Source organism: Phenylobacterium kunshanense (assembly GCF_003254525.1).
GTDB classification, from domain to species: Bacteria; Pseudomonadota; Alphaproteobacteria; order Caulobacterales; family Caulobacteraceae; genus Phenylobacterium; species Phenylobacterium kunshanense.
Genome location: NZ_QFYS01000001.1, coordinates 69,012 through 83,483, shown reverse-complemented (window position 1 = coordinate 83,483; position 14,472 = coordinate 69,012). Strand labels below are relative to the sequence as shown.

At 68.2% G+C, this 14,472-nt stretch carries 14 protein-coding genes; 7 read left to right on the top strand and 7 right to left on the bottom strand.

Annotated features, from left to right (window positions below; all coding sequences use genetic code 11):
* Positions 1-10 precede the first annotated feature (10 nt).
* On the top strand, positions 11-703 hold the full coding sequence (locus DJ019_RS00395; RefSeq protein WP_111274015.1) for a cytidylyltransferase domain-containing protein: 693 nt from the start codon (positions 11-13) through the stop codon (positions 701-703).
* 7 nt (positions 704-710) lie between these two features.
* Here DJ019_RS00395 and pseI read toward each other — a convergent pair whose 3' ends face one another.
* Positions 711-1,763, bottom strand: a complete 1,053-nt coding sequence (gene pseI / locus DJ019_RS00390; RefSeq protein WP_111274014.1) for a pseudaminic acid synthase — start codon at positions 1,761-1,763, stop codon at positions 711-713.
* A gap of 222 nt (positions 1,764-1,985) precedes the next feature.
* Here pseI and DJ019_RS00385 point away from each other — a divergent pair, with 222 nt between their 5' ends.
* Positions 1,986-2,852 carry an AAA family ATPase gene (locus DJ019_RS00385; protein WP_111274013.1) on the top strand — a complete coding sequence of 289 codons (867 nt, stop codon included), beginning with the start codon at positions 1,986-1,988 and terminating at the stop codon, positions 2,850-2,852.
* A gap of 82 nt (positions 2,853-2,934) precedes the next feature.
* On the top strand, positions 2,935-3,753 hold the full coding sequence (locus tag DJ019_RS00380) for a hypothetical protein (RefSeq protein WP_111274012.1): 819 nt from the start codon (positions 2,935-2,937) through the stop codon (positions 3,751-3,753).
* Here DJ019_RS00380 and DJ019_RS00375 read toward each other — a convergent pair whose 3' ends face one another.
* Both DJ019_RS00375 and DJ019_RS00370 read right to left on the bottom strand, forming a co-directional pair.
* A complete protein-coding gene (locus DJ019_RS00375) occupies positions 3,754-4,128 on the bottom strand; it encodes a hypothetical protein (RefSeq protein ID WP_111274011.1) in 375 nt (124 codons plus the stop codon).
* A gap of 33 nt (positions 4,129-4,161) precedes the next feature.
* Positions 4,162-4,974 carry a universal stress protein gene (locus tag DJ019_RS00370; RefSeq protein WP_111274010.1) on the bottom strand — a complete coding sequence of 271 codons (813 nt, stop codon included), beginning with the start codon at positions 4,972-4,974 and terminating at the stop codon, positions 4,162-4,164.
* 108 nt (positions 4,975-5,082) lie between these two features.
* Between DJ019_RS00370 and DJ019_RS00365 the strand changes: the two genes are divergently transcribed.
* Positions 5,083-5,727, top strand: coding sequence for a YfbR-like 5'-deoxynucleotidase (locus DJ019_RS00365; RefSeq protein ID WP_420849821.1), 645 nt, complete (start codon positions 5,083-5,085; stop codon positions 5,725-5,727).
* The gene (locus DJ019_RS00360; protein WP_111274008.1) at positions 5,724-6,686 is read left to right on the top strand and encodes an NUDIX hydrolase; all 963 of its coding nucleotides are present in this window, start codon (positions 5,724-5,726) and stop codon (positions 6,684-6,686) included. Before DJ019_RS00365 ends, DJ019_RS00360 begins: the two co-directional genes overlap by 4 nt.
* 7 nt (positions 6,687-6,693) lie before the next feature.
* On the opposite strand, the gene DJ019_RS00355 is transcribed toward DJ019_RS00360, so the two are convergent.
* From DJ019_RS00355 to DJ019_RS00345, 3 genes are all read right to left on the bottom strand, one after another.
* Positions 6,694-7,632, bottom strand: a complete 939-nt coding sequence (locus tag DJ019_RS00355; RefSeq protein ID WP_420849820.1) for a sterol desaturase family protein — start codon at positions 7,630-7,632, stop codon at positions 6,694-6,696.
* Positions 7,632-8,021, bottom strand: coding sequence for a hypothetical protein (locus DJ019_RS00350; protein WP_111274007.1), 390 nt, complete (start codon positions 8,019-8,021; stop codon positions 7,632-7,634). Before DJ019_RS00350 ends, DJ019_RS00355 begins: the two co-directional genes overlap by 1 nt.
* A 127-nt stretch (positions 8,022-8,148) precedes the next feature.
* Positions 8,149-8,694, bottom strand: a complete 546-nt coding sequence (locus DJ019_RS00345) for a porin family protein (protein WP_111274006.1) — start codon at positions 8,692-8,694, stop codon at positions 8,149-8,151.
* A gap of 196 nt (positions 8,695-8,890) precedes the next feature.
* Between DJ019_RS00345 and DJ019_RS00340 the strand changes: the two genes are divergently transcribed.
* Positions 8,891-10,006: a beta-ketoacyl-ACP synthase III gene (locus DJ019_RS00340; RefSeq protein ID WP_111274005.1), complete on the top strand. Its 1,116-nt coding sequence runs from the start codon at positions 8,891-8,893 to the stop codon at positions 10,004-10,006.
* Positions 10,007-10,038: 32 nt separating this feature from the next.
* Entirely contained in the window at positions 10,039-11,763 is a 1,725-nt protein-coding gene (locus tag DJ019_RS00335; protein ID WP_111274004.1) for an N-acyl-D-amino-acid deacylase family protein, read from the top strand.
* Positions 11,764-11,766: 3 nt separating this feature from the next.
* Here the strand turns inward: DJ019_RS00335 and ppdK are convergent, their stop codons facing one another.
* Positions 11,767-14,460 (bottom strand): pyruvate, phosphate dikinase, encoded by a 2,694-nt coding sequence (gene ppdK, locus DJ019_RS00330; RefSeq protein WP_111274003.1) that lies wholly within the window; start codon positions 14,458-14,460, stop codon positions 11,767-11,769.
* Positions 14,461-14,472: the final 12 nt, after the last annotated feature.

Sequence of the window (14,472 nt, the reverse complement as noted above, 5' to 3'; positions counted from 1 at the left end):
GATGTCCGCCATGACGGTCGCGATCCTGCAGGCGCGGATGAGTTCCACCCGCCTTCCAGGCAAGGTGATGAAGCCGCTGTTGGGTCGCCCGATGATCGAGCGGCAGCTTGAGCGACTGCGGCGCTGCGACACCCTCGACCGCATCATCGTGGCGACGAGCGATGATCCATCCGACGATGTGTTGGCCGACCACCTCCGATCGATCGGCGTGGAGGTGTTCCGCGGCTCCCTGACCGACGTGCTGGATCGCTATGTCGGATGCGCCCGCGCATTCGGCGTCACGGGCCGCATCGTCAGGCTCACGGCCGACTGCCCCCTCGCCGACCCGGTCGTCATCGACGATTGCGTGAGGCTGCACGAGCGTCTCGGCGTCGACTACTGTGCGAACAGCGGCCAGCGGACCTATCCCCACGGGCTGGACGTCGAGGCCTTCACGCTGTCGGCCCTCGAGACCGCCTGGCATGACGCCACGGACCCCTACGACCGCGAGCATGTGACGCCCTACCTCTACAGGAACCCGGACAAGTTCACGGTCGGCCACCTGGTCCAGGAGCCCGACCTCAGCCGCCTGCGGTGGACGGTGGACACCCCAGAGGACTTCGCGTTCGTGGAGAAGGTCTACGAGGCGCTCTATCCGACGAAGCCGGACTTCACCTCCGACGACATCCGCGCCCTCCCCTTCGCCCACTACGGGGCCGAATAGGGACCTCTCAGCCCACCATCGACCAGTCCAGGGCCTGGCCCCGCGACAGCTTCCGGCTCGCCGTCTTCGTCAAGATCTCAGGCAGGTGCTTGGGCGGAAGGCCATGTCCCGGCCGGATGGAGCGCACGTTCGCGGGGGTGAAAGCCTCGCCGGCCGCCACATCGGCCACGACGTACAACGAACGGCGGCAGTCACGGCTCGCCGCCTCCGACGGCACGTCCTCATAGCGCACGCTCCCCATCGCCAGCCACGCCTCCCGGCTCTCCTTCACCAGCCGCTCCAGTTCATGCGGCTCAAGGGAGAAGTCGGAATCGACGCCCCCGTCGGCGCGAGACAGCGTGAAGTGCTTCTCGATGAAGCAGGCGCCCAGGGCCACCGCGGCGATCGACACCGTGACCCCGAGAGTGTGATCCGAAAGGCCCGGCACGACGTCATGCGCCTGCGCCAGGTGCGGCAGGGTCCGCAGGTTCATCTCCTCGGGCGGGGTCGGGTAGCCGCTCGTACAGTGGAGCAGGATAACCCCGCCGTCGCCCGCGGCCTTGGCCGCGCTGACCGCCTCGGTGATTTCCGTGGGCGAGGCCAGGCCCGTCGACATGATGATCGGTTTGCCGGTGCGTGCGCACTGGTCGATCAGCGGGATGTCCACCAGCTCGAACGAGGCGATCTTGAATGCGGGGGCGTCCAGTTCCTGCAGGAACTCCACCGCCGTCGGGTCGAACGGCGAGGAGAAGATGTCGATGCCCATGGACCGCGCATGCTCGAACAGGCGCGGATGCCAGTCCCAGGGCGTGTGCGCCTCCTCGTACAGCTCGTAGAGCCGGCGGCCGTGCCACAGCCCGCCCTGGAGCTGAAACTCCGGACCGTCGTGGTCGATGGTGATGGTGTCGGCCGTATAGGTCTGCAGCTTGACCGCATCGGCCCCCGCGGCCTTTGCGGCGTCGATCAGGGCGAAGGCGCGGCCGATGTCGCCGTTATGATTCCCCGACAGCTCGGCCACGATGTAGGGCGGCTCTTCGGGGCCGATGCGGCGGCCGTTGATGACGACGTGGCGCTGGCTCATGGCGCGGCTCCGAACTCTTGTCGCGCGATCCCGGATCGCGCGTCTCACCCCATCACCGCATGTGGGGATTAAGGGCGCTTTAAGCATACGCCCCGCGACCGGTGACCGGACGTCACACCGCGCCTCGATGGAACCCGCTTGATCTCGACGCTCCGGCCTATAGGCTGCGGCGAGACAAACAAACGTTCGAATGCGGTCCTTCGGGCCGCGTGGGGAGCCTAGATGAGCCAGCGTTTCGAAGGGACCGACAACTACGTCGCCACCGAAGACCTCAAGGTGGCGGTGAACGCCGCCATGGCCCTGGAGCGTCCGCTCCTGATCAAGGGAGAGCCTGGCACCGGCAAGACGGTGCTGGCCTACGAGATCGCCAAGGCCCTCGATGCCGAGCTGATCACCTGGCACATCAAGTCGACCACCAAGGCCCACCAGGGCCTCTACGAGTACGACGCGGTCACCCGCCTGCGCGACAGCCAGCTCGGCGACGAGCGGGTCAAGGACGTGAAGAACTACATCAAGAAGGGCAAGCTCTGGGAGGCCTTCGACGCCCCCAAGCGCCCGGTCCTGCTGATCGACGAGATCGACAAGGCCGACATCGAGTTCCCGAACGACCTCCTGCAAGAGCTCGATCGGATGGAGTTCTACGTCTACGAGACCAATGAGACGATCAAGGCCAAGATCCGCCCGATCGTCATCATCACTTCCAACAACGAGAAGGAGCTGCCCGACGCCTTCCTGCGCCGCTGCTTCTTCCACTACATCCGGTTCCCGGACTCCGAGACGATGCAGTCGATCGTCGACGTGCACTATCCGGGCATCAAGCAGAAGCTGGTCGCGGAGGCGCTGCGCATCTTCTACGACATGCGCAAGGTCCCGGGTCTGAAGAAGAAGCCCTCCACGTCCGAGCTGCTGGACTGGCTGAAACTGTTGATGGTGGAAGACATCGACGGCGACGCGCTCGCCGAGAAGGACCCCACCAAGCTGATCCCGCCGCTGCACGGCGCCCTGCTCAAGAACGAGCAGGATGTGCACCTGTTCGAACGCCTGGCGTTCCTCGCCCGCCGAGAGGGGGCTGCCCGCCCGGGCCAGTAACGGCTCCGCGGTTACGGCGAATTCACTCGCCTTTCGAAGGGGCTCCGCTCAGGTTCTCAGGACCTGGACGGAGCCCTTTTTCATGAAGTCTCACTCGCTGATCGCCGCCTCGACCCTGGCCCTCGCCGCCGCCGCATGCGGTCCGCAGGTCCCGGCCGCGCGCGCCGCGCTGGAGTGCCCGGCGACCCAGGGCGACCTGACCCGGACCTCGGCCGCCGCCGACGGCAAGACCTGCACCTACACCAACAGCGCAGGCGCCGAGGTCACGCTGCAGCTCATTCCGGTGAAGGGCGATGTCGATGCGACCCTGGCGTCCATCGAGAAAGCCCTGCTGGCCGCTCCTGCGGAATCCCCCGCTGCCGCGATAGGCGCAGAGGCGCAGGCGAAGGCCGAGACTCCGGTGAAGGACGCCGCCGCCGCGTCGGTCCGCGCAGCCGAGCAGGCGACCCGGCAGGCGATGCAGGACGCCCGCGGCGCAGGCGCCGAGGTCAGCATCAAAGCCGACTCCAACGGACTGGCCGTCACGACCGACGATGGCGGGACCACGCGGGTCGAACTCCCCGGCGTGCACATCGTCGCCAACGACGCCGACGACTCCGCCAAGGTGAAGATCGGTCCCCTGTCGATCGACGCGGCCGGCGACAGCGCCAAGGTCCACATGCGCCGCGACGTCCGGATGCGCGGCGAACCGCTCCGCCGCAAGAAGCGCGGCTTCCGCGCCCTGTTCATCTATGCCGGCGAGGACCTTCCCAGCGGCTACCGTTTCGTGGGCTACGAGGCCGGTGGCCCGAAGCGGGGCCCGATCACCGTCGCCACGGTGCGATCCAAGACGGAAGGCCCCGACGGCGACGACATCTATCCCGACGTCAAGAAGCTGGTCCGGAAGAACGGCGGGGTCTGATCACCCCGCCTTCTGCACCTCGACCACCTTGTAGGTCAGCGGCCGGCCATCCTCGTCCGTGATGGTCACATACTCGCCCACGGCGAAGATGTGGTCGCCCAGCCGGAAGACCGGCTCGTCGTCGGCCGAATCGCCCTGGTCATAGTCGAAGAACCAGCGCTGGCCCTTGCGCGCCAGGCGGCCATCGACGGCGTCCTCGTCGGGAGCGAACCGGCGCACGGTGCAGGCGTCCTTGGCCTTTGCGTACGCGGCCTCGTCCAGATGCCCGTCGGCAGTCAGCGGCGCCGTCAGCGTATAGCCGCGATGGTCGTCGCCGCCGGCGAACTCAGTTCCGGGGTTACGGGCGAGCCGCATCACGATGCGCGACAGAGCCATGGGGTACCTCCTGGCAGATCAGAAAACTTGGAATCAGTGCGAAAGAAACAGGGACGGGCTGTCCGAGTTCAAGAGGGTCCGGGTGGTGCCCCCGAAAATGAACTCCTGCAAGCGCGGATGCCCGAAGGCCCCGGCCACCAGGATATCGGCCCCTGCGGCCGCCGTCGCGTGCAGGATCGCCGGAGCGGCGTCGCCACCATCCGACAGGAGCTGCACCTCCGCCTTCACGCCGCGGGCGGCGTAATAGCTCTGCAGGCGCGCGGGGTCGAAGGTGCGGGAACTGGCCTTGGGCGCCGCGACGATCACCACGCGCGAGGCTTTCTCCAGCAGCGGCGTCGCCAGTCGCGCCGCGCGCGAGGCCTCCTTGCCGCCATCCCAGGCCACCACCGCCACGCCGCCGACTTTCAGGCCTTCGCGTGCGACCAGAACCGGCCGCTGCTCGTCGGCCACCATCTGCTGAAACGCCTCGGCCAGCGGTCCGCGGCCGCGCGCCGGATCGTTGGTGAACACCACCACGTCCGAAAGTCGGCTCTCGGCCGACAGTCCGGCCCAGACGGGCGTCTGCAGCGCGACGAACTGGGTCTTGGCGTAGCCGGAGCCGGCGGCCGCCTTACGCGCATTGGCCTCGCCCGCGGCTGTCGCCTCCTTAAGCGACTCCAGCGCCGTGGTCTGCACCCCGCCCAGGAAACCCTCGCCCATCCACGGCATGACGTCGGCCACGTCGGCAGGCGTGTAGACGCACGCCAGCTCCGCGCCGAACGGCTCGGCGATCATCGCCGCTGCGGTCACCGCCGCCGCGTCGCCCTGCCCGCCCGAAAGCGGCGCCATGATCCGCGCCCAGCTCATCCGTTCATCCTCATGTCGCCCGATAGTGAACCAGCGGCCCCTGCCCCGGATTGATCTTTGTCACCTCCTGGGTCAGGTCTCCACCTCGACTGTGAAAGGAATGCGTCCGTGAGGAAAGGGCTGCGTCGCACGAAGGCGGAACCGAGGGCCTGGCAGCGCATGCTGTCGGGGCGACGTCTCGACCTTCTCGACCCCTCGCCCATGGACATCGAGATCGAGGACATCGCCCACGGCCTGGCCCGCGTCGCACGCTGGAACGGCCAGACTATCGGCGAGCACGCCTTCTCGGTCGCCCAGCACTCGGTGGTGGTCGAAGAGATCGCCGCCCACATCCGGCCCGACCTGGAGCCGCGCTGGCGCCTGGCCGCCCTGCTGCACGACGCCTCGGAATTCGTGATCGGCGACATGATCAGTCCGTTCAAGGCGGCGCTGGGCATGGACTACAAGCTGTTCGAGGAGCGGCTGGAGACGGCCATCCACGTCCGCTTCGGCCTGCCGGCCAAGACCCCCGCCGACATCAAGAAGCTGATCAAACAGGCCGACCGCGCCTGCGCCTTCTTCGAGGCGACCCAGCTCGCGGGCTTCACCCAGGCTGAGTCCCTCGACTTCTTCGGCGCGCCACCCGCCGGATATGCGCTGAAGATCGAGCCCCAGGCGCCGACCGAGGCCCAGGCCCACTACCTGCGCCGCTTCGAGGTGCTGTCCGAGGCCGCCGGCTACACGCCTCACGCGCAGGCGTTCGACACCGAATGAGCCTGTCCGTCGTCATCGGCCTTTCGGCGGTGGTGGTCGCCATCAAGGACGGCGAGGCCGTGGCGCTGATCGTGCGCCACAAGGGAACCGCCGGCGACCTGGCTGGACTGCCGTTCGGCCCCTTCGACCCCGACGGCCACCGCACGTTCGAACTCGCCCTTCGCGCCTTCGTGACCGAGCAGACGCGCTTCGACCTCGGCTACGTGGAACAGCTCTACACCTTCGGCGACAAGGGCCGCGACGCCCCGCTCGCCGACCTTGGCGGCGGCGACGGCGCCGCGCGGGTCATCTCGGTCGGCTACCTCGCCCTGGCCCCGGCCGCGGTCGACACCCACTTCGCCGGCAGCGAGTGGCGGCCCTGGTCGCGGATATTCCCCTGGGAGGACTGGCGCGCCGGCCGCCCCCCGGCCTTCGACGCGGTCGAGTCGGCCCTCCGCGCCTGGGCCGGCAACGACCCGCAACGGCTGGCGCGCGTACGCTACCTGTTCGCCCTCGACGGCGCGCCCTGGAACGAGGAACGGGTACTGGAGCGGTACGAGTTGCTCTACGAGGCCGGCCTGGCCCCGGAGGCGGCCCGCGACCGCGGCGAGGCCGCGCCGACCCGGACCGACGCGCTGACCGCGGCCCTCGGCGAGCCCATGATCTCGGACCACCGGCGCATCCTGGCCACCGCCCTCGGCCGGCTGCGTGGCAAGCTGAAGTACCGGCCGGTCGTGTTCGAACTGATGCCCGACGCCTTCACCCTCTCCGCCCTGCAGCGGACCGTCGAGGCGATCGCCGGCGTGCCCCTGCACAAGCAGAATTTCCGCCGGGGCCTCGAACGCACCGACCTGGTCGAAGGCCTGGGCCGCCTCGACGCCGACACCGGCGGCCGCCCGGCCGAACTGTTCCGCTTCCGGCGCGAGGTCCTCGGCGCCCGGCCGGTGGGTGGCCTGGCCCTGCCCCTCCTAAGGGACTGAACCCGCCTCAGGAAAGGGCTTCCGCCCCCTGCCCGCCTGCGCCCGCATCCAGTGCGTTTGCGCCGACGCCCGCCGAAACGTTCGCGCGCGCCTTCAGCGTGGCGCTGGTCTCCCGGCTGCCATCATGGCTCCAGCCGGGAGGACCGAAGACGTACCCCAGCGCATGTCGGGGATGCTTCAGCACGTCCGCGCCCATGGCGATCCACTCGTGGAAGGCCACGCGCAGGATGTTGAAGGTGCCGAGGTTCTTCACCACGCCATACTTGCACGGGACGTCGTCCAGCTCGGGCTGGAAGGTGCCGAACAGCTTGTCCCACACGATCAGGATGCCGGCGTAGTTGCGATCCAGGTACACGGCGTTCCGCGCATGGTGCACCCGGTGATGCGAGGGCGTGTTGAACACCGCCTCGAACCAGCGCGGCATCCGCCCGATCACCTCGGTATGAATCCAGTACTGATAGACGAGGCTGATCCCCTTCTGCGTCGCGATCATCGCCGGCGGAAAGCCGAGAAAGGCCAGAGCCAGCCACAGAGACCAGGTGCCGGCGATGCCGCCGGTCCATGTCTGCCGCAGGGCCGTGGAGAGGTTGTAGTGCTGGCTCGTATGGTGGTTCACGTGCGCCGCCCACCAGAACCGCCGCTCATGGCTGATCCGGTGGAACCAGTAGTAGACGAGATCCTCCAGCACGAAGATCGCCGCCCAGGCCCATACGGCGGTCATGGGAATGTCGAACAGCCGGTGCTGGTAGACCCAGACGGTGGACGCCGCGACGACGCCGGCCGTGAACACGCCCGACATGGTGGAGCCCAGCCCCATGACCAGCGACACGGCGGTGTCGCGGGGTTCGTAGTTCGCCCGGGCCTTGCCGAGCCGCGCGGCCACGATCTCCAGGATGATCGTGATGATGAACAGCGGCGTCGCGAGCGTAACGGGATCCAGCTTCATCAGGCGGCCAGGTTCTTGGGCGGCCAGGACGGCAGCGAGAGGGTCGCGCGCGGGGCGGCGATGTCGGCGAGGTCCACGGACAGGCGGCCGTCCCGGAAGCTGGAGGAAACGGCCTGCGCCCAGGGGATCTGGCGCGCCACGAAACCGTCGCCGAACCGGCAGATGACGAGCGCCATGCCGCCAGAGCGGGCCAGGGCGCCCGCACCGTCGGAGGCGATCCACACCGCATCCACCGACCGCCCCGGAAACTCCTCGGCCAGCAGGGCGCGCGCCCGCGCGTCGTCCAGTGGGCCGACCGGCCGCGCGATTTTCGCCCAGGCCGCCAGCGCGATGAGCGCCGCCACGGCCGCCGCCGACAGGGCGAACTGGATGAGGGCCTCGTCGCCCATGACGCTTCTCCCGCCGCGTTTTCTTTCAGCGTGGTCCGCGCCAGATACCGGGTCAAGGAAAAGGCCGCCGTTGCGACAACGGCGGCCTCTCCATCTGGCGATCGAAGTCCCTTAGGACGTCAGCCCCTTAGAAGCGGCGGGAATAGCCCACGGTCCAGACGTTGGCGTCCGGCGCGCCGTTACCGAACTCCTTGCGGGTGTAGTCGACGCGCACGCCGTTCATGCCGTCGAAGTGGTGCTGGGCGCCCACGCCGAAGTTGAACGATTCTTCGGAATCGGACGCCGAAACGCCGGCCGCCTTGGCGCGGATCTTCGACGTGCCGTAGCCGATGCGGGCGATCAGGTCGGTGTTCGGCGCGATCGGGGCGAAGCCCACGAGGTAGGCGTCCGCCGAGTGCTTCAGCTTGTAAGAGACGTCGACGCCCGCGACCGTGTCCTTGTCGCTCTTGAGGCCCGTGGCCAGTTCGCCCTCGACGCCGATCCAGTCGTTGAAGCGGTAGCCGAGGCGGCCGCCGATGACCTTCGGGTCGATATTGTCGGCGTCCACGGCGCCGGCGTGCAGGTTCACATAGGCGCCCGTGTTGGTCGGGGCCGTATCCTGGGCCATGGCGGCGGCGGGGACGACGGTGGCGATCGCGGCCAGCGAGGCCGCGGCGATGAGAGCGTTTTTCATTTTGGGGAGGTGACTCCGTACTCTGCTGAACAGCCCGCCCAGCCCGGTCGATGTCGCCTCCAAACGCGACCGGGCCCGGTCGGTTCTGTGGCCAAGAAGTGTTCGTTCGGTATCTGTGGCCCTGCGGCCACAATGGCCGCTGACGCCCCCGCCGGACGTGCTATCAGTCCCGCCTCTTATTTCGCGGAGATGACAGATGACGGGAGCGGTGATCGCGGCGACGGGGCTCTATACGCCGCCGAACAGCCTCTCCAACGCCGAGCTGGTCGAGACCTTCAACGCCTATGTTGAACGGTTCAACGCCGCCAACGCCGACTCGATCGCGAAGGGCGAGCTCCAGGCGCTGACCCCCTCCTCCGCGGAATTCATCGAGAAGGCCTCGGGGATCAAATCGCGCTTCGTCATCGACAAGACCGGTCTGGTCGACCCCGAGCGGATGACGCCCAACATCCCGGAGCGGCCCAACGACCAGATCTCGGTGCTGGCCGAGATCGCCGTCGAGGCGGCGAAGCAGGCGATCGCCCGCTGGGGCAAGGATGTCAGCCAGATCGACGCGGTGATCTGCGCCGCCTCCAACATGCAGCGCGCCTATCCCGCCATGGCGATCGAGGTGCAGCAGGCGCTGGGGATCGACGGCTTCGCCTTTGACATGAACGTGGCCTGCTCGTCCGCCACCTTCGGGATCAAGACCGCCGCCGACTTCGTGACCTCCGGCTCGGCCCGGGCGGTGCTGATGGTCAATCCGGAGATCTGCTCGGGCCACCTGAACTTCCGCGACCGGGACAGCCACTTCATCTTCGGCGACGTGGCCACCGCCGTGATCGTGGAGCGGACCGAAGACGCCGACGGCGGCTGGGAGATCCTAGGCACACGCCTCAAGACCCAGTTCTCGAACAACATCCGCAACAACTTCGGCTTCCTGAACCGCTGCGCTCCCGAAGGGATCGGCCAGCCTGACAAGCTGTTCGTGCAGGAGGGCCGCAAGGTCTTCCGCGAAGTGGTGCCGATGGTCTCGGAGATGATCGTCGAGCATGCGGGCGAACTGGGCATCGACCCGACGGGCCTTAAGCGCATGTGGCTGCACCAGGCCAACATCAACATGAACGAGATGATCGGCCGCCGCGTCCTGGGCCGCGATCCGGCGCCGGGCGAGAACGTCATCATCCTCGACGAGTACGCGAACACCTCGTCGGCGGGCTCGATCATCGCCTTCCACAAAGCCAACGACGACTTCCAGGCGGGCGAAACTGGCCTGATCTGCTCATTCGGCGCGGGCTACTCCGCCGGCACGGTGTTCGTCCGCAAGCGCTGAGGCTAGGCTCTTCCACAAGTGGAGAGTCTCCGATGAAACGCGTTCTGTTCGCCGCCGCAGCCCTGGCCGTCGCCCTGGGCGGTCCCGGCCAGGCTCAGCCTGCCGCCTACGACCTGCTGATCCGGGACGGCGAGATCTACGACGGCTCGGGCGGTCTGGCTCTGAAGGGCGACGTCGGGATCAAGGGCGAGCGGATCGTCTGCGTGGGCTCTTGCCCTGCGGGTGCGGCCGCGAAGACTGTGAACGCCACGGGCAAGGCCATCTCGCCTGGCTTCATCAACATGCTGTCCTGGTCCACCGAGAGCCTGATCGAGGACGGTCGCGGCCAGTCCGAGCTGCGCCAGGGGGTGACGCTGCAGGTCATGGGCGAAGGCAGCTCCATGGGCCCGATGTCGCCGCGGATGAAGCAGACGGAGACGCAGCGCCAAGGCGATATCAAGTATCCGATCACCTGGACCACCCTGGACGAATACCTGCGCTTCCTCGAGGAGAAGGGCGTCTCGGTGAACGTCGCCTCATTCATCGGCTCGGCCACCGTCCGCGAGAACGTCCTGGGCGAAGGCGACGTCGATCCCACGCCGGCCCAGCTCGCCGAGATGCGGGCGCTCGTCGTGAAGGCGATGGAAGACGGCGCTCTGGGCGTCGGTTCGTCTCTGATCTATGCCCCTGGGACCTTCGCGGAGACCGACGAGCTGGCGGCCCTGGTCGGCGAGGCCGGCCGTTGCGGCGGCATCTACATCAGTCACATTCGTTCGGAAGGCAGCCGCCTGATTGAGGCGATCGACGAGCTGATCGAGATCTCCCGCCGTTCGGGCGCGCCGGCCGAGATCTACCACCTCAAGGCCTCGGGCAAGGAGAACTGGGGCAAGCTGGACGCCGCCCTCGCCCGCATCGAGGCCGCCCGCGCCTCAGGCCTGCGGATCACCGCCGACATGTACACCTATCCCGCCAGCTCCACCGGCCTGGACGCGGCTATGCCGACCTGGGTCCAGGCGGGAGGTGTCGAACAGTGGATCACCCGTCTGAAGGACCCGGCCACGCGCGCCAAGGTCATCGGCGAGATGCGCTCGGGCACGCCCACGTTCGAGAACCTCCAGCGCGGCGCCGGCGCCGAGGGCACGCTGCTGGTCGGATTCAAGAACCCGAAGCTCAAGCCCCTCACCGGCAAGACCCTGGCCGAGGTCGCCAAGGACCGCGGCGTCAGCCCAGAGGACGCCGCCATCGACCTCGTGATCGAGGACGGCAGCCGCGTGCAGGTGGTCTACTTCTCGATGCTGGAGGCCAATGTCGCCCGCCAGGTCGCCCTGCCCTGGATGAGCTTCGGCTCGGATGCCGCCAGCCAGGCGCCGGAGCCGCCCTTCACCCTCTCGTCCACCCACCCGCGCGCCTACGGCAATTTCGCGCGCCTGCTGGCCAAGTACGTGCGCGAGGAAAAGCGGCTGACGCTCGCCGAAGCCGTGCGAAAGCTCTCGGCCCTGCCGGCGCATAACCTCGGCCTGCGCGACCGCGGCCTGCTGAAGGCGGGCTACTACGCGGATGCGGTGGTGTTCGATCCCGCCACGATCCAGGACCACGCCACCTTCGAGAAGCCGCACCAGTTCGCCACCGGCGTCAGCGAGGTGGTGGTCAACGGCCAACTCGCCCTGGCGAACGGCGAGCCCACGGCCGCCCGCCCCGGCCAGGTGGTGCGCGGCCGCGGCTGGACGGGCTGGAAGGACGGCGGCTGCCGGACCTCGGCGAAGGACTGGAGCTGGTAGGCCCTACCGGTCCTTCTCGCGCTCGCCGATCGCGGCCTGCGCCGCCGCCAGGCGGGCGATCGGCACGCGGTAGGGCGAGCAGCTCACGTAATCCAGGCCGACGCTCTCGCAGAACTGGATCGAGGCCGGGTCGCCCCCGTGCTCGCCGCAGATGCCGAGCTTGACGTTCGGGCGCGCGGCCCGGCCGCGCTCGGCGGCGATCTTGATCAGGTCGCCGACGCCGTCCTGGTCGAGGCTGACGAATGGGTCTTTCTCGAAGATGCCCTTCTCGATGTAGGCGTTCAGGAACCGACCCGAGTCGTCGCGGCTGATGCCGAAGGTGGTCTGGGTCAGGTCGTTGGTGCCGAACGAGAAGAATTCGGCGTGCTCGGCCAGGTCGCCGGCGCGGATCGCGGCGCGGGGCAGCTCGACCATGGTCCCGACCATGTATTCGATCGTGACGCCCTTCTCGGCGATCACTTCCTTGGCGGTGCGGTCGGTGAGCGTGCGAAGGAATCGCATCTCCTCGCCCTTGGCCACCAGCGGGTGCATGATCTCGGGGATCGGCGCCGGGCGGCCGGAGGCGACGATTTCGCAGGCCGCCTCGATGATGGCGCGGACCTGCATCTCGTAGATCTCGGGGTACGAGACACCCAGGCGGCAGCCGCGGTGGCCGAGCATCGGGTTCACCTCGTGCAGCTCCTGCGCCCGGCGCAGCAGCTTGGCGGCGTCCAGGCCCGTGGCCTCGGCGACGGCCTGCACGTCCTCTTCCGTGTGCGGCAGGAACTCGTGCAGCGGCGGGTCGAGCAGTCGGATGGTGACCGGCAGCCCTTCCATGATCTTGAACAGCTCGACGAAGTCCTGGCGCTGCATCGGCAGGATCTTGCCCAGCGCCGCCTTCCGGCCGGCGACGTCGTCGGCGAGGATCATCTCGCGCACGGCGGCGATCCGCGCCGGGTCGAAGAACATGTGCTCGGTGCGGCAGAGGCCGATGCCTTCGGCGCCGAACTGGCGAGCCGTCTGGGCGTCGAGCGCGGTCTCGGCGTTGGCGCGGACCTTCAGGCGGCGGACCTCGTCGGCCCAGGCCATCAGGTTGGCGAAGTCGCCCGACAGCTCGGGCTCGACCATCTTCACCGCGCCCTTCAGCACCTCGCCGGTCGAACCGTCGATGGTGATGATGTCGTAGGCCCGGATCGTCTGGCCGCGGGCGTGGAACTCCTGCGCGCGGTTGTCGATATGGATCTCGCCTGCGCCCGAGACGCAGGGACGGCCCATGCCGCGCGCCACCACGGCCGCGTGGCTGGTCATGCCGCCGCGGGCGGTGACGATGCCTCGCGCCGCATCCATGCCACGGATGTCCTCGGGACTCGTCTCCTCGCGGACCAGGATCACAGCCTCGCCGGCGTTGCCCAGCTTCTCGGCTTCCTCGGCGGTGAAGACCACCTTGCCGGTGGCCGCGCCGGGACTGGCGGGCAGGCCGGTGGCGACCACGTCGCGCGGGCTGGCTGGATCGATGGTCGGGTGCAGCAGCTGGTCGAGCGAGGCGGGCTCGACGCGCATCACCGCCTCGGCCTTGTCGATCAGGCCCTCGCTGGCCAGGTCCACCGCAACCTTCAGCGCCGCCTTGGCGGTGCGCTTCCCGTTGCGGGTCTGCAGCATGTAGAGCTGGCCCTGCTCCACCGTGAACTCGATGTCCTGCATGTCGCGGTAGTGCTTCTCCAGCTTCTCCACGACCCCCTTGAACTGGGCGAACACCTCCGGCATCGCCTCTTCCATCGAGGGGTTCACATCGCCCATCTCCTCGCGCGCCACCTTGGTCAGCGGCTGCGGCGTGCGGATGCCGGCGACGACGTCCTCGCCCTGGGCGTTGATCAGGAACTCTCCGTACAGGCGGTTGTCGCCGGTGGAGGGATTGCGGGTGAAGGCGACGCCGGTGGCCGACTTGTCGCCCATGTTGCCGAACACCATCGACTGGATGTTCACCGCTGTGCCCCAGCTCTCAGGGATGTCGTGCATGCGGCGGTAGAACTTGGCCCGGTCGTTCATCCAGCTGGCGAACACGGCGCCGACGGCGCCCCAGAGCTGTTCGTTCGGATCCTGCGGGAACGGCTCGCCCCGCTCATCCTCGACGGCGCGCTTGTAGTCGGCGACGACCGCTTCCCAGTCCTCGGCAGAGAGGCCCGTGTCGACGTGTATGTCGAGGCGGTCCTTATGGTCGTCGAGGATCTCCTCGAACATGTGGTGATCCAGGTCGAGGACCACGTTCGAATACATCTGGATGAAGCGGCGGTAGCTGTCGAAGGCGAAGCGGCGGTCGCCCGACAGCTTGGCCAGGCCCTCCACCGTCTGGTCGTTCAGGCCCAGATTCAGGACCGTGTCCATCATCCCCGGCATCGAGGCGCGGGCGCCCGAGCGGACCGAGACCAGCAGCGGGTTTGACGGATCGCCGAACCGCTTGCCGGTGATCTCCTCAACCTTCTTCAGGCCGGCGGCGACCTGGTCCTTGAGCTCGGCCGGATAGCTGCGCTCGTTGGCGTAATAGTGGACGCAGGCCTCGGTCGTAATGGTGAAGCCCGGCGGCACCGGGAGGCCCAGCGAAGACATCTCGGCGAGGTTGGCGCCCTTGCCGCCGAGCAGGTTCTTCATGGAGGCGTCGCCGTCGGCCGAGCCGCCGCCGAAGGCATAGACCCAACGCGTCTTCACCATCGTATCGGCCATTTGCAGTCGTTC